The organism is Cypionkella sp. TWP1-2-1b2 (assembly GCF_049896245.1).
Classification (GTDB): domain Bacteria; phylum Pseudomonadota; class Alphaproteobacteria; order Rhodobacterales; family Rhodobacteraceae; genus Cypionkella.
This window is the reverse complement of sequence record NZ_JAFCTX010000021.1, coordinates 61,494-80,341: the sequence shown is the minus strand read 5'-3', so window position 1 is coordinate 80,341 and position 18,848 is coordinate 61,494. Positions and strand designations below refer to the sequence as shown.

The window sequence follows — 18,848 nt, the reverse complement described above, 5'->3', positions numbered from 1 at the left end:
AACGTACCAAGCCCTCTGGACCGCCGTCGGTGCAGTCTGCGATCTATTCCATAGCCAGGAATGCAGAAACTACTTCAAAGCCGCAGGATATGGTCCCGATTGAAGGTGACTTGCTCTAACGCGCGAGGCTCAAGACGCCTTCGCTTTGGAATCGCAAACCCGCGCCGCGCGGGCGATTGCCGACGGCCGCTTTGAGGGTCAAATCGCCCCGATTGAACTGACAGGCCGCAAAGGTCACACCATCTTCGCGCAAGATGAACACCCCAAAGCCACCACGCTTGAAGCCCTCGCAAACCTCCGCCCCGCCTTTGCCAAGGATGGCACCGTCACCGCAGGCAATGCCTCGGGCATCAACGACGGCGCGGCAGCGGTGATCCTGTCGCGCGGTAATCCCGGCCGAGCCCGCGCCCGTATCATGGGCTACGCGGTGGCCGGGGTAGACCCGAAGGTGATGGGCCTCGGCCCGATCCCGGCCGTCCAAGCGCTGTGTGCAAAACTTGGCGTGAAACCCGACAGCTTCGACGTGGTGGAATCGAACGAGGCTTTCGCCGCCCAAGCCATTGCCGTGACCCAAGTCCTTGGCCTCGATCCGGCCCGCGTCAACCCCAACGGCGGCGCGATTGCCTTGGGCCATCCGGTGGGTGCGACGGGCGCGATACTGGTCGCCAAAGCGCTGGCAGAACTGGAACGTTCGGGGGGCAAAACTGCGCTGATCACCATGTGCATCGGCGGCGGTCAGGGCATCGCTTTGGCGATTGAGCGGGCGTAGGTTATGTGGTCGATTCCCATACTGGAAAAGTCTCGACAGCTTTTACCGCAATCGGACCTTCGTGCGCGCTGATCGACCCTCGGCGTCTATCACCGAAAGCGTGATAAATCCGCGCCCCAACTGGGCCAACATTACCTCTTTTGACCCCAGCGAGATTGCCACAGGCACCCCATTTGCCAGCCAAGTATAGGGCGCTTTACCGCCCGAAACCCGCACCAAAAGCCCCTCTGGCAGCATTTCTACTTCCGCGCCATCGGGCGGAAAAGCCACCGCTGGCGCGTCTTTATCCGGCTGAAACGCCGCATTTCTGTTACGGAACTTCTGCAACGGCAGTGGCAATTCCGCGTTTGAAACCAAGAGTGTAGAAGGCGGCGCCTCTGGTTGCGGGTCTAGATTCTGTTTCAGTCGCGCAAAGGCTTGAAACAACACCGGTGCCGCCAAATCCGCCCCAAACGCTCCCGGCACCGGCGTGCCATCCGGCCGGCCCATCCAGATGCCAATCACATCGCGGCCATCAAACCCAATCGCCCAAGCGTCGCGGTGGCCGTAGCTGGTCCCGGTCTTGTAAGCCAGCCGATTTTCCGGCGCACCGGGCGGTGGAGCAAGGCCCGCCAAAATATCCCCCACCTGCCAAGCACTTGAGGCCGATAGCACCCGCTGCCCTTCCTCGCGTTGCCCCTTCATCTGGTGGGTAAGCGGCAGCGATACGCCACCCCTTGCGATAGCCGCGTAAAGTTGCACCATATCCTCAAGGCTGACGCCAATTCCTCCCAAAGCAATCGCCAACCCTGCCTGCCCCCCCGGCAGATCGTATCTCACCCCTGCTTTGTCCAAAGATGCCAGCAGTTTAGCGGGCCCCAACGCATCCGTCAGCGCCACAACCGGGATGTTCAAAGACTCCTGCAAAGCCTCTCTGATCCGAATAGTCCCCCGAAATTGCCGATCAAAATTCTGCGGCCTATAGCCATTAAAATCAGTCGGTTTATCGTCAATCAACGTCTCTGGGTGGGCGAGGCCTTCGTCAAAAGCCAGCCCATAAATCAGGGGCTTAAGCGTCGATCCGGGGCTGCGGATCGCCCGTGTCATATCGACAAACCCCGCCCTGCGATCCGCTTTGAACGCAGCCGACCCCACCGAGGCCAGCACCTCACCCGAGGCATGATCCGCCACCACAATCGCCACTTGCAGCTTGTCACCCCGGCTGGCAACAACATCCGCAGCCAAGCGTTCCAGCTTACCCTGTAAGGTCTTGTCCAAGGTCAGCTGATGCCGCTTAAGCCCAGGTTCTTCCAAGATAATCCGGTCAGACATATGCGGCGCAAGTGCCGGAAAAGCCCGCCGCGCACTCGGCACCACCTCGGTCCTCGCCGCCCGCATCTGCTCGCCATCAATCACCCCATCCCGCAAAGCCCGCGCCAAAACCCGATCCCGCGCATCCGTCGCGCGTTCGACCGAGCGATCCGGTCTGCGCATCTCCGGGCTTTGCGGGATCGCCACCAACAAAGCCGCCTCAGCCGAGGTAAGCCGCAAAGGCTCTTTCCCAAAATACGAAAGCGTCGCCGCCCGGATACCTTCCAGATTGCCGCCATAAGGCGCAAGGTGCAGATATAGCAACAGAATTTCCTGTTTGCTCAACCGCCGCTCCAGCGCCATTGCCACCCGCATCTGCCGCAACTTACCGTCAATCTGCCCGGTGGTGCCTTCTTCCAACAGCCGCGCCACCTGCATCGTCAGGGTCGACCCCCCCGACACCACATGCCCATTCCAAACCGCCTGCAAAGCCGCGCGCGCTAAAGCCTGCGGATCAACGCCGCCGTGCTGATAAAACCGCTTATCCTCATAAGCCAGCAGCGCCGCGATGTAATCCGGGTCCACATCCGACAGCGCCACATCCAGCCGCCAACGCCCATCGGCCACCGTATATGCGCGCAGCAAAGCACCGTTGTGGTCCAGCACTTCAACAGACGTTTCCACCTGCAAAGGCGGCAAAACCGTCGCATCAACCCATTGATCCAGTTTGTCATTTGAAAAAGCGGCGAGCCCAAGGCCCGCCGCCAGAACAAATAGAAACCGCGCGCCCATCACTCGGAAATGGTGATGGTGCCCGCATCGGTCCGACCCGTCAGGTCGGGCCGATACATGTCTTCGACCGAGGCTGCGGGCTGGTGGAACGTGCCCGGAGAGATCGCGCGCACCACATAGGCCAGCCGGAACGTCTCATTGCTGTAGCGGTCAATCGCGGTCAGGAAACGATCCTGCCGGAACTCGCTATGCGCAACTTCGGTTTCCAAGCCCAGTTCCGACAAAGCATCAGTGCCAGAGGACATCAGGTTCGGGTTGTCGATCTCAAACCCGGCAGGCAGCGGATCAGAAACCATCAACCGGGCCTCACCCCGCCCAAACGGCGTGACTTCCAGCACGGTGATCAGCCGTGTGCCAACCTTCAAACCCTCAAGCGTCGTCGCTTCGCCTTCCATCGTGTAGTAGTTCCGCGTGATGGCATAGCCGTTGCCGCCCGCCGGTTCGGGTTCAGACGGCACGCCATAGGTGGTGACGGTCAGCGTGGTGTCACTATCGCTGGTGTTTTTCACCACCACAGGCGCGGTATTTTCCGCATTCAGCACCTTGACCAATGGCCCGGAAGCAGGCGCGCCGTCGATCAGGATGCCGTCAGCGCCCTTGCGATCAATCAGCGCATTGGCCGCCAGCAGCGCCCAAGTGGCTTCCTGTGTGGACAGTGCCGAGGTGGTTGCGATCCGCGAAGTAAGCGCCTCAACATCCACAGCTTTTGAGCCGGATTCAGCCGCCAAAGCCAGCACGGCCGCCGCGTCACGGTAATTGGTGCCGTAATCGGCGCGGAAGATCTGCTCTTTCTCTGGGCCTTTCAGCGCCGATAATGCCACGCCCGCACGCCGGAACATCGCATCGGCACGGGGTTGATCGCCGTAGCTTGCCAGTGCTGCCCCCAGTTGCGCCATCGCCGCAGGCGTGCTGAACGCATCGCCCTTCACATCGGCATAATAGCGCAGATCACCCACAGCCGCCGCACCTTCACGGGCCAGAACCATCAGCGCATAGGCCAAAGCCTCGCCACCTTTGTCGAAATCGGCTTGATAGTTGACTTGGTTGCGCAGGTTATTCAAAGCGCTGCGGAAGGCCTGATCCGGCACCGCATAACCGCGCGCTTTCGCCCGGCTGAGGAAGTCGGTCACAAACGCATCCAGCCAGAAATCACCACCATTTTCCACCGGACCCCACAGGCCGAACGAGCCATTAGAGGATTGGTTGGTCAGCACTTCCTCAACCGCTTGTTCCACCCGCAGCTTGATATTGTCCGATCCCGGCAGGTCCATCGCAAGCGCAACCTGGTCGAAATACAACAGCGGCAGCGCCTTGGAGGTGATCTGCTCGGTGCAGCCATAGGGGTAGGCATCCAGTGCCGCCAAAACACCGGGCGCATTCAGCCGCGCGATCGGGCCAACGGCCATGGTGGCCTTGCCCGAACCGGGGATCAGCCCTGCGAAGGCATTGGAATCGAACGTAAACTCCTGACCCTTCTTCAGATCAAGACGGCTGACCCGCACCACGGCGGGATCGTTGATTTCCACCGGAACCGTCAGGGTTTTCTTCAAAACCTTGCCGTCTGGTGTGGTCAAGGCGATCTCAATCGTCTGGTTTCCAATCGCATCCGCCGTCACCGGAATGGCGAAAGTGGCCTTGGCTTTGTCGCCCAGATCAAAGCCCGAAGGCACATCACCCAACTTCAAGCCGCCCGAGGACACATCCAGCGACATCCGCCCGGAAGGCCCGGTGGCGTGGACGATCTCCAACAGCAGCCGTGATTTGTCCCCCGGCTGCATGAAGCGCGGCAGCGATGCCGTGACCACAACCGGATCGCGCACCAACACATCAGCGCTGGCTTGGCCGACACCTTTTTTCGACCATGCCACCGCCATCACCTTCACGGTGCCGTTGAACGAGGGCAGGGTGAACGAAGTGCGGGCGTAGCCATCGGCCCCAACCTGAACCGGGCCTGCGAAATAGGCGACCAGCTCTTCTGTCGGCGGCGGCGCTTGCAGACGCGCCTGCGCCCCCGCATCACCACCCGAACGCACCGAGCCTTCTGCACCATTCATGCCGTCGATCAGCCGACCATAAATGTCACGGATGCCGACGCCCAGTTTGCGCTGACCAAAGTAATGGTCCTGCGGGTTTGGCGGCATAAAGCCAGTCAGGTTCAGGATGCCCTGATCAACGGCGGCGATGGTAACGTAAGCGGTATCGCCCGCTTCAACGCCGTCCACCTTAACCGCCACATCCAGCGGGCCACGCGGGGCAGCCTCGGCTGCGGTTTCCACCGTCGCCGTCAGTGCCCGTGCGCCGGGATCAATCGTGGCATGGGTCAGGCCCAAGGCACGGGCGGGGTTACGACCAGCGGCCACATCCATCGGGCGCAGAACAGATGCAGTGACGTATACGCCAGCACCCCATTCGTCAGTGACGGGCAGGGCGATCACATTCTCGCCCTCCTTCACCTCAACCGCCTGCATCGACACCAGACGGTTCGACAACACCGTGATCAAAGCCGTGCCCGCAGCGCGCGGCACGATGCGCAGGTTGGCGGTATCGCCCGATTTATACTTCGGCTTGTCCAGCGACAACTCCAGCGTATCGGGCGAATCCGTCGCATCAGCGGGCGCATACCAACCGGCATAGAAGCTGGTCGAAGTTGCAGCAGGCGCGCCATCGGTGCGTTCCACCAGAACCTCATATTCGCCCCATTGCACCGGGGCCGAGATTTTGGCGGGCTCTGTGCCGATATCGGCGGTGCCTTCGGCCACCTTGCTGCGGGTGGTGACAGGTTCCCAATTCCATGCGCTATTGCTTTGATACCATTGGTAATCTGTCTCAATCCGCGTGATCGTCCATTTCACCTTCATCGGCGCAGGCTTGGCACCCGCATCAATACCGATCAGGCTGAACGCGGCTTCCGAGCCTTCCGGCACCACATCGGTGAACATCGGCTTGATGCCGATCAGATCAGACGAGGGCGCGAGCAGTTTGGTAATTTTACGTTCCACCGGACGACCCGAGCCTTCGGCCACACGCACCGTCGCGCGCATTTCCAACGGACGGCCGGGGTCTTCAACTTCGGGCAGCGCGAGATCGACGGTGGCTTTGCCATCCGCATCGGTGCGGATATCACCGAATGACGACAGGGCGGCATCAAACGGCGCGTCATAGCGGCCAAACACATATCCCGGCCAAGCCTCAAGCTCCTTGGCGGCACGCAGCAGAACTTCGCCCTCAATCGCCAGATCAGCCCCCGGTGCGCCGAACAGATATTTCGCATCCACCGTCAACTGCGGCACATCGCCCAAGTGGATCGGCTGATCCGCCAGCGCCAGTTTGAAGTCGATCCGTTCCGGCAGGAAATCTTCGACCAGCACGGTTTGCGAGGTCAAAGCCGCCGCTTCCAGATCGGCGTAAACCTCCAGCGTCCACAGCCCGCGCGGGGCGGAACCGCCGACAGGCAGCGCAAACACATGCCCGCCAGCCCCCGCGTCCGCCACTTGCGCGCGGCTGTATTCAACCCCATCCGGGCGCTTCAAAATTGCCGTCAGTGGCAGGCCTTCAATCGCAGCGGTTTCGGCATCGCGCGCCAAAGCGGTGGCATAGATCGTCTCGCCCGCGCGGTAAGCGCCACGATCGGTGGTCAGGAACACATCAACGGGCGGGGCTGCCTCACGCCCAGCCACACCACGATCCGAAAGATCAAATTCCGGATCAGTCAGTGACAAGAACGCAAGATCGCTGTCACCATCCCGCGCCACAATCATCGCCGGAGCCTGCCCGCCGATGCCCAACGCCAAAGCCGCATCAAACTTCGCATAGCCCTGCGCATCGGTCTTGGTGGTCGCCAAAACCTCATTCGTGGTCGACAACAGATCAACCGAAACGCCATCTTTCGCCGCCGCCGTCCCCAAACTGCGCACAAACACATGCAGGCCATCCACGCCCGACATCGTGGTCAGGCCCAGATCAGACACCACAAACCACTGCCAGCCCGCAGGCACCACATAGGGGTCAACGCCGGGAACCGCCGCGCGCAATGCATAAATGCCCGCAGGTTGGCCTTTTAACGCCTCATCCAAAGGCAGGCGGGTGGTGACATCGACGTTCACATCCTGCTTGACCGCGCCGACACCTTTCCAGATTTCCGAACCGATCTGGCTGCTGAAATCATATTCCTGATAATCCGCCATTGGCGTGCCGAAATAGCCATTCTGCAGCGAACGCAACAGGTTACGGTCGGTCACGCGGTACAGCGACAGCTCCAGCTTTTCGGTGTTCACCGTTTCAACCGGGATCAAAGCCGCCCCCGAGCGCGGCAGCACATAGCCCCGGCCCGGAAAACGCACGCCGGGATTGCGGTCACGCACATAGGCGGTCACGTCGATGGATTTCGCCAAGGTCTGGCCATCCGCCGCAGGCAACCCCTCGCGGAAGGTAAGTGTGTTACGCGAGCCAAAGGTGACGCCCTCAACACAAAGCTGCTGCCAGCCGTCGGTTGTAACGGTCAGACCCGCGCTGGGAAGTTGCACATAGCTGGCATAATCGATACCCGACTTCGCCAATGCCTCCGAGAAATTCACGCAGATGCGCGGGCGTGCCGAGTCCGTCATGACCACATTATCGACAATCCGAAAGCCATATTTTCCAATCGCATCATCCAGCGCCAAAGCGGTATCGTCACGCTGTTGCAGTGCCTGCGCCAACCGCAAAGCCTGCACCTTGTCACGGCCCCTGTCGGTCGCCTCTAACGCATCGCCCATCGTCAGCAGAATCGTATGTTCCTGCGCCTTGTTGTCAGAACGCAGGAAAGCATTGACCGAGGCATAATAGGCCCGATCCAGAAAGCTGCGATCACTGGCCTTTTGCCCTGCCGCCAACAAAAGCCGCGCATATTCCGCCCAACCATCAGCAGAATCGGTCAGGTTCAGCGCAGCGCCTGCGTAATTGCTGGCCAGCGCGAAATCGCCATTTGCTTCTGCATCAGCCGCAGCCCCCAGATGATCTTCGGCGGAATAGCCGTTGGTGGTGTGGGTGTTGGCAAGTTGCACAGCTTGGTCAGTGATGCCCGAAAGCTCCCAATCCTGCACGAAATTCAACTCAACGCGGCGGGCTTTGGCGCGGTCTTCCGCACCCTTTTCGGCCTCAAGCACGGTGCCGGAATAAGCACCGTCAAACACCGCAGCCTCACCGACCTTAGATTTGGGAAAACACGAGCCATTGCGCGTGTTGAAGGTAAAAGCCTTGCACAGCTTATTGGTCAGGCAGGCGCGCTGGCAGGCCTCCAGCGTGGTGTCGAAAATCGACGCGATATCGCCACCGGGCATGTCAGTGTTTTCGCTGAGGACCAAACGCTTGGCGGGAATCAAATCCTGCGCCGCCGCAGGCATCGCCGACAGAATCAATAAACTTGCAAAAACGCCCATAAGAGCGCGACCGAGCCTAACGTGCATCGCCAAAATCCTCCCTGAAATCAGTGGGCCGACTGTCGCATGGGGGCCGTCGCGTTGGCAAGCAATCTGATCCGCACGATGAAACTTGTCATGTTAATCCATGATTCATTTTGTTGCGCCAAATTGCCCAAGACTCATGTGCGGCTTGCCGCGCGGATGCACAGAATGTGACGGAACGGAACGGGCATGGATTTCGCAGAACGGCTTGCAAAGGAAAGGCGCGCGCGTTTGGCGGCAGAGCGGCTGCTTGAACAAAAAAGCCGTGAGCTGTTTGCGGCCAATGCCAAGCTTGGCCTGCACGCGCGGGCTTTGTCCGACCAGATCGTCGAGCAACGTCAGGTGGTGAAATCAGCACTGACCGAGGCCCAGCATCTGAAGGGTCAGCAGTCCCGCTTCGTCGAAGACCTAGACCGCGCGCACACGATGGCGGTGATGGCAGAGCGGCGGCTGTGGGACAGCATCAACACCATCAAAGATGGCTTTGCGGTGTTCGATTCCAACCAGCATCTGATCACCGCCAACGCGGCCTACCTTTCGGCCTTCAATGACCCCGAAATCGTGCCGGGCCTGCCCTATGCCGATCTTTTGTGCATCGTGGCAGAAGGGGGGCTGGTGGAACTCGGCGTGCTTACCCCAGACGTCTGGGTCGCCGATATGCTGGCCCGTTGGGAAGCCGAAGCCATCGAGCCGATCACCGTGCAATTCAAGACCGGCACTTGGGTGCGCATGGTCGATCAGCGCGCCCGCGACGGCGATATGGTCAGCCTCGCGCTTGATATCACTGAACAAATGCGAATCTGGGCCGCTATCGAGGCTATTCCCGATGGCTTCGTGCTGTTTGACAGAGAGGAACGTCTTTTGACCTGCAATCAACGCTACCGTGACATTTATTCAATTTCCGCCCCCGCCATCGTGCCGGGCGCGAAGTTTGAAGATATTCTGCTTTATGGTCTGGATCATGGCCAGCATTTGGACGCCAAGGACCGAGAGGAACAATGGCTGCCCGAGCGTTTGTTTCAACACCGCCACCCCGGTGCGCCGGTCGAACAACAGCTTGCCGATGGCCGCTGGATCAGAGCGCAGGATCACGCCACCCCGGATGGCGGGCGGGTCGGTCTGCGGGTGGATATCACCCATCTGAAAGCGCAGAAGGTGGCGCTGGAGGCCGCACGATTGGCTGCCGAAGCTGCCAGCCGCGCCAAATCGGCGTTTCTGGCGAATATGAGCCATGAAATCCGCACTCCGATGAATGGCGTGGTCAGCATGGCGGAACTGCTCTGCGACACCACGTTGTCCGAAGAACAGCGCCTGTTCGCCGAAACCATACGCTCGTCGGGTGAGGCGTTGTTGGTGATCATCAATGACATCCTCGATTTCTCGAAGATTGAGGCAGAGCGGTTGACCCTGCACCCGGAACCCTTTGATATAGAGCGTACAATCCACTAGATCACCATGCTGCTACAGCCACGCGCCCGCGAGAAGGGGCTCGATCTGATGATTGATTTCGACATGTTCCTGCCCACCCGCTACATTGGTGATCCGGGGCGATTGCGGCAGATTCTGACCAATCTGATCGGCAATGCGGTCAAATTCACCGACAAGGGCCATGTGCTGATCCGCGTTGTCGGGCTTGAGGGCGATGCGGGTCAGCAAGACCTGCACATCACCGTTGAAGACACCGGCATCGGCATCGCGCCAGAAAACCTGGAGCATATCTTCGGCGAGTTTAACCAAGTCGAAAGCCAGTCAAGCCGCAAGTTCGAAGGCACGGGTTTGGGGCTGGCGATCACCAAACGGCTGGTGGAACGGATGCAGGGTGAGGTCTGGGTAGACAGCGATCTGGGCAAGGGAGCACGTTTTGGTTTCCGCATCCCGTTGCCAATCGCCGAAGATGCCGAGGAACCGCGGCTGCCGATCACGGTGAAACGCGTGCTGGTTGTCGATGATCAGTTCATCAATCGCACCATTCTGGAGCGTCAACTGGTGCCCTGCGGCATCGCCGTGACTTTGTGTCGTTCGGGCGCTGAGGCCCTGTTGGCGCTGGAAAGCGGCAGCTTTGACGCCATCATCACCGACCACGAGATGCCCGAGATGGATGGCCTGACGCTGGCCACCCGCATCCGTGCCAAGGGAATCGAAACCTCGATCTTGCTGCTATCGTCCAGCCCCGCCAATGCCCGCGCAGGCGAGGGCTCGCAACATCTGGCGGCGGCATTGCAAAAGCCTATCCTGCGCGCTGATCTTTATCGTCGGCTGCAATCGCTGGCGGCCCCTCTGCCCGAAGCCTCGCCGATTGTCGAGGCCGTGCCACAGGCCGAGCGTCGGCAGATGCGGGTTTTGACCGCCGAAGACAACCGCACCAACCAACTGGTGTTTCAGAAAATGGTCCGCGAGATCGACATCGAACTGGTGTTTGCCAACAATGGGGTAGAGGCAGTGGCGCTGTTCCAAAGCTTTAAACCGGATTTGATTTTCATGGATATTTCCATGCCCGAAATGGATGGTCGCGACGCTGCCCGCGCCATCCGCGCGCTGGAGGCTGGCAAGACCCATGTGCCGATTGTCGCCCTGACCGCCCATGCAATGGACGGTGATGCTGAAGGAATTTTGGCCGCCGGCATCGACCGCTATATGACCAAACCTTTGCGCAAGGGCGCAATCACCGAAACTTTGACAGATTTCTGCCCCAGCTTCGTGCGCCCGATTACCGCCGCAGAACAGGCCGCCTAAGCAGCAGCTGCGACTTGGCGCGTGAAAACCAACCGTGTCGCGTCCGATTGCGCGGCGTGATAGGTGTAGCCGCCCAAATCAAAGCTGCGCAGATCGGCGGGGTCGGTCAGATGATGCTGGCTGATGAAGCGCGCCATCGCACCCCGCGCCTTCTTCGCCCAAAAGCTGACGACTTTTGCCTCACCATTGCGCGCCTCCAGAAACACCGGAGTCACCACCGGCAGCTTCAATGCTTTCAGATCAACCGCGCCGAAATACTCCGCCGAGGCACAGTTGATCAGCACCTTCGCCCCCTGCTCGGCAGCCAAGACGTTCAGGGTTCTGGCGATTTTGCTGCCCCAATAGGCGTAAAGATCAGCGCCCTTCGGGTTTGCCAATTTGCTGCCCATTTCCAAGCGATAAGGCTGGATCGCATCCAATGGCCGCAGCAACCCGTAAAGTCCCGACAAAATCCGCAAGTGCCGCTGCGCCCAAAGCAGGGTATCCGGCTCCATCCGCCGTGCTTCAAGGCCCGCATAGGTATCACCATCAAAGGTGAACCCAGCGGATTGACCGGGCGCATCGCCGCGAAATGCCTTGAACCGCGCGTGGTTCAACTGCCCCAAAGCAGGCGAAATATCCATCAGCGCGCAGAGTTGCTCCACGCTCAACCCCCGCACAACCTTCGCCAAACGCAGCGCATCGGCGGCGAAATCTGGCTTGGTTGGCGCGAAATCGGTCGGATACGGCGCTTCATTCAGGCGTTTGGCGGGGGAAATCACGGTCAGCATGGGCGCACTCCTTTGCGGCAAGACATAGCGGGCATCAGGCCTCGCGCAAGACACCCAGGAAAGCGGTGCCGAACCGGTCGATTTTCTGATCGCCCATGCCCTGAATATCCGCCAGTTCCGCCAAGGTGGAAGGCCGCCGCTCGGCGATATGGCGCAGGGTGGATTGGGTGCAAGACAGATGCTTGCCGATGCCATTCTCGCCCCGCGCGAGTTCCAGTTGCACCTCGTTCAGCCGATCATAAACCGCCCCCGCATCGCGCCCCGCAAGCGCACGGCGCGCGGGGTGCATCGGCACAGCCGCCTCCCGAGTGATGATCTGCAAAAACGCCGAGCCATAACTTTCCAGCTTTTTCGCGCCCACCCCGGTTATGCCCATCATCGCATCCAGATTGGCAGGCCGAACTTCTGCCATTTCAATCAAGGTCTTGTCGGCGAAGATCACATAGGCAGGCACCCCAGCGGCCTCGGCCAAAGCCCGTCGCTTGGCTTTCAGCGCGGAAAGCAGGCTGGCGTCTTCCTCGGACACCTGCATCTTAATCGCGACGCGCGGCACGGCTTTGTCGATGGTATCCTTACGAAGGGTGATCGAGGCCTCACCGCGCAGGATTGGGCGGGCGGCATCGGTCATCCGTAGCGCGCCAAAGCGGTCAGGATCAGGCCGCACCAGATCGCGGCCCATCATTTGACGGAATACCGCCCCCCAAGCCGGTTTCGACAGATCGCGCCCAACAGCAAAGGTCGGCAGTTGATCATGGCCCTTTTCGCGCACCTTGGGGGTGGAATTTCCGGTCAGAATATCAATCAGATGGCCCGCGCCAAACCATTCCCCGGTGCGCAGCATCGCCGACAGCGCCTTGCGCACCGCGTCGGTGGCGTCAAACAGCAGGGCAGGGCGCTGGCACAGATCGCAGTTGCCGCAAGGCTCTGCCACTTCGCCGAAATAGCCCAGCAAAACTTGCCGCCTGCAGGCCATCGCTTCGGCCAGACCCAGCAGAGCGTTCAGCCGTCCGTGATCTGCCGCTTTGCGGTCAGGCGGCGCGGCACCCTCGTCAATCTGGGTGCGGCGCAGGCGAATATCTTCCGGGCCGTACAGCGTCATGGTTTCCGCAGGCGCACTGTCGCGCCCCGCCCGCCCGATTTCCTGATAGTAACCTTCGATGGATTTCGGCAGATCGGCATGGGCGACCCAACGGATATCGGGCTTGTCGATCCCCATGCCGAAGGCAATCGTGGCGACCACGATCAGCCCATCTTCCTGCTGAAACCGGATTTCCACCCGGCGGCGATCCTCTGCATCCATCCCGCCGTGATAGAAACACGCCGAATGCGCCTCGGCCTTCAAAGCCTGCGCCAAAGTTTCGGTTTTCGCCCGTGTCGCGCAATAGACGATGCCAGATTGCCCGCGCCGCGCGCCTGCAAACCGCAAAATCTGATCGCGCGGGCTGTCTTTTACTGCGAACGCCAGATGGATATTCGGGCGATCAAAACCACGCAGGAAACTCTCGGGCGCTTTGCCATCGAACAACCGAGTGACGATTTCAGCGCGGGTTTCCTCATCGGCGGTGGCGGTAAAGGCGGCCAGAGGCACGTTCAGGGCGCGGCGCAACTCGCCAATCCGCAGGTAATCCGGGCGGAAATCGTGGCCCCATTGGCTGACGCAATGCGCCTCATCCACAGCGATCATCGTGCAGTTGATCCGGCGCAGCAGCGGTAGGGTGGCTGAAGACGCCAGCCGTTCCGGTGCCATATACAAAAGCTTCAGCCGCCCCGCATCCAGAGCCGCAAAGACTTCCTCAGTCTGTTCCTCGGTATTGCCCGAGGTCAGCGCCCCCGCCTCAACCCCTGCTTCCTTCAAGCTGCGCACCTGATCCCGCATCAGCGCAATCAGCGGCGAGATCACCACCGTCACCCCATCGCGGCACAGCGCAGGCAGTTGAAAACACAACGATTTCCCGCCACCCGTTGGCATGATGGCAAGGGTATTGCGCCCCGCCATCACCGCATCGACAATTTCCTCTTGCCCCGCGCGAAAGCTGGGAAAGCCAAAAATCGAATGCAGAAGGTCTTGTGGTGCGGGCATGGGCTTTCTTCCCGCCAATCGGGCGCTGAGGGCATCAGATCAGGAAAAGCTGTACATATTGTTATAGACCACGATCCGCAGGCCATAAATCACCAGCAGCACGATCAGCGGTGCCAAATCCAGCCCCGGCACATTCGGCAAGACCTGTCGCACCCGGCTATAAATCGGGTCGAGCAGACGGTTCAGCCCATACCAGATTTGTGCCACTAAGGACTGACGCAGGTTCAGCACCTGAAAATTGATCAGCCAGCTCATGATGATATGGATCAGCACGATCCACTTGGCGATATCCAAGATCATCAGAAAAATCTGCAACACAGAGGTCATAATCGGCTCCAATCACAAGGGTAAACACAAGGGATTGTGGCAGAGGTAACGCCCCACCCCCAAAAGGGCAATGCTTTCCGCAGCGTTTTGGTTGACGACTGCCGCGACAAAAGGCAGTGCAGGCGGCGGAGGTACCAATGTATCCCTATATTCGCATGGCGAAAGAGCTTTGGAAATTTCGCAACGCCCCGCCTTTGGGCCTGTTTGACCCCCATATCAGCACCCACCGCATCTGGCCGTGGGATCTTGACCCGTGGCGAGAGTTGAACAATGGCCGCACCTTGACCCTGTTTGATCTGGGTCGCATCCCAATGTCAGTGCGGATGGGGTTCGAGAAAGTCGCCAAGGCCAACGGCTGGGGCATCACCGTGGCGGGCAACACCACGCGTTATCGCAAGCGGGTGACGGTGTTTCAGAAGGTCACGCAGATCAGCCGCGTCGTCGGTTGGGACGATCGCTTTGGCTATATCGAGCAAAGTTTCTGGCGCGGCGACGAATGCACCAGCCACATGCTGCTGCGCTATGCCTTCATCTCCAAGGCCGGAATGGTGAAGCCCGCGCAGGTGATTGCGGCGCTGGGTTATCCAACCGAAAGCCCCGCGATGCCGGATTGGATCACTGCTTGGATCGCTGCTGATGCGATGCGGCCTTGGCCTCCGCTAAAGCAAGCGCAACGTTAACTTGCGTGACGGCGGTTTTTCAGGCTTGAATAGCGAAAACCGCACAAAGGGGCAGGGGCATGGTAACGCAGCGACAGCGCATCTGGGGCTGGTGGTTTTACGACTGGGCCAGCCAACCCTACAACACCTTGTTGCTGACCTTCATATTCGGCCCATATTTTGCCGAAATCGCCCGTGGCTACTTCATGGGAACCGGCATGGAGGAAGAAGCCGCCAAGGCCGCTGCCCAATCCTACTGGGGCCTGTGGTATGCGATATTTTCCCTGATCATCGCCCTGATGGCCCCTGTTTTGGGCGCCGTTGCCCAAGGCACCGGGCGGCGGTTGGTCTGGGTCTGGGCGTTCTCAATCCTTTATGTCATCGGCGCGTGGAGCCTGTGGAACCTCGCTCCCGGCGCGGAACTTGGCAGTTTGCGCTGGGCGGCGATCCTGTTCGGCATCGGTCTGATTGGCATGGAATTCACCGCGATTTTCACCAATGCGCTGATGCCGACGCTGTCGGACGGCGACAATATGGGCAAAATCTCGGGCAGCGGTTTTGCCTTTGGCTATCTCGGCGGATTGATCGCACTGGCGATTATGCTGTCGCTGTTCGTGCTGAACGGCGATTCCGAACTGACCCGCGCTGGGATCGACCCTACCATTTTCGGCCTCGACACCGAAGCGCGCGAGGAAACGCGCATTGTGGGGCCGTTAAGCGCCGTGTGGTATCTGCTGTTTATGATCCCATTCGCCTTGTGGGTCAAAGAGCCCAAGGGTGGCGCAGGATCTTTCCACATCGGGGCCGCCCTCGCCAGCCTCTGGGAGACGCTGAAAAGTCTGCGCTTTCGCCGCAGCTTGGCCGCCTATCTCGGCTCCACCCTTGCCTATAGTGACGCGCTGACCGGGATTTATGCGTTTGGCGGTGTCTATGCCTCGAACGTTCTGGGCTGGGATATTGGCAAAATCGGCGTTTTCGGCATCCTTGGCGGTGTCACCGCGATGATCGCAAGCTGGCTGGGCGGCAAACTCGATAGCCGCTTTGGCCCGAAACCTGTGATCGTCAGCGCGATCATCGTGCTGATCGTGGTCTGCCTCGTGATCGTCGGAATGGAGCGTGACAGCCTTTGGGGCATCGCGATGGACCCGGCCTCCAGCACGCCCGACCTGATTTTCTACATATGTGGCGGCCTGATCGGGGCTGCTGGCGGCCCGCTGCAAGCCGCCAGCCGCACCATGGTGCTGCGCCACACCACCCCCGACCGCGCAACCGAGGCGTTTGGCCTGTTTGCGCTGTCCGGCAAAGTCACCAGCTTCATCGCCCCGCTGCTGATCACGATTGCGACAGCGGTGACCCAAAACGCGCGTTTGGGGATTTCGCCGATCGTCGGGCTGTTTATCATCGGGCTAATTTTGCTGATCTGGGTCAATCCGAAGGGCGAACAGGCATGATCCGTTACCTTATTGTGTGCGCTACCCTGTTGACCCCGCTTCCGGCGAGTGCTGAAAAACTGGCAAACAAACTGTTCGGCGCGGTGGATCAGCCCAGCCAGCAAGACGCCATGCCGATTGGATCGTATGCGCGCGGCTGTGCCGCCGGGTTAGTGGAACTGCCCGAAACTGGCCCAACTTGGCAGGCAATGCGGCTGTCCCGGCACCGCAATTTCGGCCATCCGGTGCTGATCCAATATCTGGAAGATCTGTCGCAAACCGCAACTCAAATCGGCTGGCGCGGGCTTTATATCGGCGATATGGGCCAGCCGCGCGGTGGGCCGATGACCTCCGGCCACGCCAGCCACCAGATCGGTCTGGATGCCGATATCTGGATGCTGCCGCCGAAATCGCTGAACCTGTCCCGCAAAGACCGTGAGAATATCAGCTCGATCCCGGTGCGCTCGGCTGATCAGAAATCGGTGACAGCGAACTGGACGCCGCGCCATGCAGCCCTGCTGAAAGCCGCAGCATCCGATCCGCGCATCGATCGCATTTTTGTCGCCGCAGCCGTGAAGATCGAAATGTGCAAAACCGCCAAACGTTCAGATAAGAAATGGCTGCAAAAAATCCGCCCCATCGCGGGCCACGACACGCATTTCCACGTCCGGCTGAAATGCCCCAAGGGGGCTACGCTATGTGAGACGCAATCTCCAACAGTATCCGAGCTGTCTAATGGCGGCGATGGCTGCGATGATACCCTCGCGTGGTGGGTGTCGGATGCCTACCTGAACCCCAAGCCGGTTAAAAATCCGGGTCCACCCCCTCCACGTAAGAAAGGCCCGCGTGAATTCACCATGGCCGATTTGCCCCGCCAATGCGCAGACGTGCTTTCCTCGCCGTAACGGCGGGGCTTGTGCTGATCGCGGGCCTTGAGGGCAGCGCCAGCCCAACCCCGCCGCCCGGCTTTCTCGATGCCTTCCATTGGACAATGGACGACCCGCGTTTCGGCGGGTTTTCCGGTATCGAGGTTGCCGAAAATGGCCGCGATATCATCGTGTTGTCAGATCGGGGTGCCTATACAACTGGTCAGATCACACGAGATGAGACGGGACGGATCGCGTCGATTTCAGCAGAGCCCGTGCGGCCCTTGCAAGGCGCGGATGGCAAGCCGCTTAAGCCCGGCTTTTCGGACAGCGAAGGCATCGCTCTGGCGGCAGACGGCTCGGTCTATATCTCGTTTGAGGGCCGTGCCCGGGTGCTGCTTTATCCGAAACTGGACGGTCCGGCAAAAAACCTGCCTTCGCCCGCAGACTTCAAAGCCATGCAAGAGAACTCCGCGTTGGAGGCTTTGGCGATTGACGCAAAAGGCACGCTTTACACATTGCCCGAACGCTCGGGGGGCGAGCATAAGCCGTTCCCAGTCTATCGTTTCAAGGCCGGCAAATGGGACAAACGCCTGCAAATTCCGCGTGACGGCGGCTACCTTCCTGTCGGTGCGGATTTCGGCCCCGACGGCAAATTCTACCTGCTAGAACGTGACTTTCGCGGTCTTGCCGGATTTTCCAGCCGCCTGCGCCGCTTCACCCTTGGCCCCAGGGGCTTCGATAAGGGCGAAATCCTGTTGGAAACCCCGGTCGGGCTGTATGACAATCTCGAAGGCATCTCAATCTGGCGCGATGCGGCGGGGCATCTGACCGCGACGATGGTGTCGGACGATAACTTCAAATTCTTCCTGCGCAGCCAGATCGTCGAATACCAACTGCCCGATTGACAGGCCACTGCCCCCGCGCTAGTCCACCCGTCCCACACTGGGCAAATCTATTCCCGAACCAAGTCTCCGCGACCTTGTAAAAAACGGATCATACAATGAACAAACTGCTGCTTGGCGTCATCGCCATGGCCATCATCGTGGTGGCCTCTAATATTCTGGTGCAATATCCGATTGGCCAATGGCTGACCTGGGGCGCCTTCACCTATCCCTTCGCCTTTCTGGTATCCGAATTGGTCAACCGCTTTGAGGGGGCCAAAGCCGCCCGCCGGGTGGTTTATGCAGGCTTCGCGGTGGGTTTGATCTGCTCGGTGATTGGCACGCAAATCATTGGCGAATTTGGCCCACTGGTGACATTGCGCGTCGCCATCGGTTCGGGCGCTGCCTTTTTGATAGGCCAACTTCTGGATGTAGGCGTGTTCGACAAGCTGCGCCGCACCGCTTGGTGGCGCGCGCCGTTCTTGGGCTCCTTGCTCGGCTCCAGCGTGGACACGATTTTATTCTTCACTCTGGCATTCTCCAGTGCTTTCATCTGGTTGGACCCCGCAAGTGATGTGTCTTGGGCCGCAGCCCAAGTGCCGGTTTTGGGCTTTGGACCCGAAGTTCCGCTCTGGGTATCGCTGGGCTTGGCCGACTTTTGTGTCAAAGTTGCCGTCGATTTAATCGCTTTGATGCCGTTCAGACTCGCAATCGCAAAATACGCGAAGAAACTTGCGTAAAACCTTTTGACAAAGCGAAAATCTATGTCACGCTTGTCTTATCGGCAACATTTTGAAAGGAGGTGAC

At 59.9% G+C, this 18,848-nt stretch carries 10 protein-coding genes and 2 pseudogenes; 7 read left to right on the top strand and 5 right to left on the bottom strand.

What is annotated here, in order from left to right:
• Positions 1-115 precede the first annotated feature (115 nt).
• A pseudogene (locus ACP7AP_RS14805) lies at positions 116-769 on the top strand (acetyl-CoA C-acyltransferase); the annotation flags it as partial.
• A gap of 42 nt (positions 770-811) precedes the next feature.
• On the opposite strand, the gene pbpC reads toward ACP7AP_RS14805, so the two are convergent.
• Together pbpC and ACP7AP_RS14795 are read right to left on the bottom strand one after the other, a co-directional pair.
• Positions 812-2,854: a penicillin-binding protein 1C gene (gene pbpC, locus ACP7AP_RS14800; protein WP_426035078.1), complete on the bottom strand. Its 2,043-nt coding sequence runs from the start codon at positions 2,852-2,854 to the stop codon at positions 812-814.
• On the bottom strand, positions 2,851-8,295 hold the full coding sequence (locus ACP7AP_RS14795; RefSeq protein ID WP_426035076.1) for an alpha-2-macroglobulin family protein: 5,445 nt from the start codon (positions 8,293-8,295) through the stop codon (positions 2,851-2,853). The genes pbpC and ACP7AP_RS14795 overlap by 4 nt, the downstream gene beginning before the upstream one ends.
• Before the next feature lie 186 nt (positions 8,296-8,481).
• Here ACP7AP_RS14795 and ACP7AP_RS14790 point away from each other — a divergent pair.
• Positions 8,482-11,025 (top strand): annotated as a pseudogene (locus tag ACP7AP_RS14790) (response regulator).
• Here the strand turns inward: ACP7AP_RS14790 and yaaA are convergent.
• The 3 genes from yaaA to ACP7AP_RS14775 are packed head-to-tail and all read right to left on the bottom strand — an operon-like array spanning position 11,022 to position 14,202.
• Positions 11,022-11,795 (bottom strand): peroxide stress protein YaaA, encoded by a 774-nt coding sequence (gene yaaA / locus ACP7AP_RS14785; RefSeq protein ID WP_426035074.1) that lies wholly within the window; start codon positions 11,793-11,795, stop codon positions 11,022-11,024. The pseudogene ACP7AP_RS14790 and the gene yaaA sit on opposite strands and share 4 nt — an antisense overlap.
• Before the next feature lie 34 nt (positions 11,796-11,829).
• Entirely contained in the window at positions 11,830-13,875 is a 2,046-nt protein-coding gene (gene recQ / locus ACP7AP_RS14780) for a DNA helicase RecQ (protein ID WP_426035072.1), read from the bottom strand.
• A 39-nt stretch (positions 13,876-13,914) separates the two neighbouring features.
• The gene (locus ACP7AP_RS14775) at positions 13,915-14,202 is read right to left on the bottom strand and encodes a YggT family protein (RefSeq protein WP_426035070.1); all 288 of its coding nucleotides are present in this window, start codon (positions 14,200-14,202) and stop codon (positions 13,915-13,917) included.
• Between the two features lie 137 nt (positions 14,203-14,339).
• Here ACP7AP_RS14775 and ACP7AP_RS14770 point away from each other — a divergent pair, with 137 nt between their 5' ends.
• The 5 genes from ACP7AP_RS14770 (at position 14,340) to ACP7AP_RS14750 (ending at position 18,781) form a co-directional block, all read left to right on the top strand.
• Positions 14,340-14,882 carry an acyl-CoA thioesterase gene (locus tag ACP7AP_RS14770; RefSeq protein ID WP_426035068.1) on the top strand — a complete coding sequence of 181 codons (543 nt, stop codon included), beginning with the start codon at positions 14,340-14,342 and terminating at the stop codon, positions 14,880-14,882.
• 59 nt (positions 14,883-14,941) lie between these two features.
• The gene (locus ACP7AP_RS14765; RefSeq protein WP_426035066.1) at positions 14,942-16,312 is read left to right on the top strand and encodes an MFS transporter; all 1,371 of its coding nucleotides are present in this window, start codon (positions 14,942-14,944) and stop codon (positions 16,310-16,312) included.
• Positions 16,309-17,196 (top strand): penicillin-insensitive murein endopeptidase, encoded by an 888-nt coding sequence (gene mepA, locus ACP7AP_RS14760; RefSeq protein ID WP_426035064.1) that lies wholly within the window; start codon positions 16,309-16,311, stop codon positions 17,194-17,196. The genes ACP7AP_RS14765 and mepA overlap by 4 nt, the downstream gene beginning before the upstream one ends.
• A complete protein-coding gene (locus tag ACP7AP_RS14755) occupies positions 17,169-18,065 on the top strand; it encodes an esterase-like activity of phytase family protein (RefSeq protein ID WP_426035062.1) in 897 nt (298 codons plus the stop codon). The genes mepA and ACP7AP_RS14755 overlap by 28 nt, the downstream gene beginning before the upstream one ends.
• Positions 18,066-18,160: 95 nt before the next feature.
• The gene (locus ACP7AP_RS14750) at positions 18,161-18,781 is read left to right on the top strand and encodes a queuosine precursor transporter (RefSeq protein WP_426035060.1); all 621 of its coding nucleotides are present in this window, start codon (positions 18,161-18,163) and stop codon (positions 18,779-18,781) included.
• Positions 18,782-18,848 lie beyond the last annotated feature (67 nt).

Bases quoted from the DNA above. Each gene is read 5' to 3' on its own strand.
- ACP7AP_RS14775 (WP_426035070.1), bottom strand. From the start codon at position 14,202: ATGACCTCTGTGTTGCAGATTTTTCTGATGATCTTGGATATCGCCAAG.
- yaaA (WP_426035074.1), bottom strand. From the start codon at position 11,795: ATGCTGACCGTGATTTCCCCCGCCAAACGCCTGAATGAAGCGCCGTAT.
- mepA (WP_426035064.1), top strand. From the start codon at position 16,309: ATGATCCGTTACCTTATTGTGTGCGCTACCCTGTTGACCCCGCTTCCG.
- recQ (WP_426035072.1), bottom strand. From the start codon at position 13,875: ATGCCCGCACCACAAGACCTTCTGCATTCGATTTTTGGCTTTCCCAGC.
- ACP7AP_RS14765 (WP_426035066.1), top strand. From the start codon at position 14,942: ATGGTAACGCAGCGACAGCGCATCTGGGGCTGGTGGTTTTACGACTGG.
- ACP7AP_RS14750 (WP_426035060.1), top strand. From the start codon at position 18,161: ATGAACAAACTGCTGCTTGGCGTCATCGCCATGGCCATCATCGTGGTG.
- ACP7AP_RS14795 (WP_426035076.1), bottom strand. From the start codon at position 8,295: ATGCACGTTAGGCTCGGTCGCGCTCTTATGGGCGTTTTTGCAAGTTTA.
- ACP7AP_RS14755 (WP_426035062.1), top strand. From the start codon at position 17,169: ATGCGCAGACGTGCTTTCCTCGCCGTAACGGCGGGGCTTGTGCTGATC.
- ACP7AP_RS14770 (WP_426035068.1), top strand. From the start codon at position 14,340: ATGTATCCCTATATTCGCATGGCGAAAGAGCTTTGGAAATTTCGCAAC.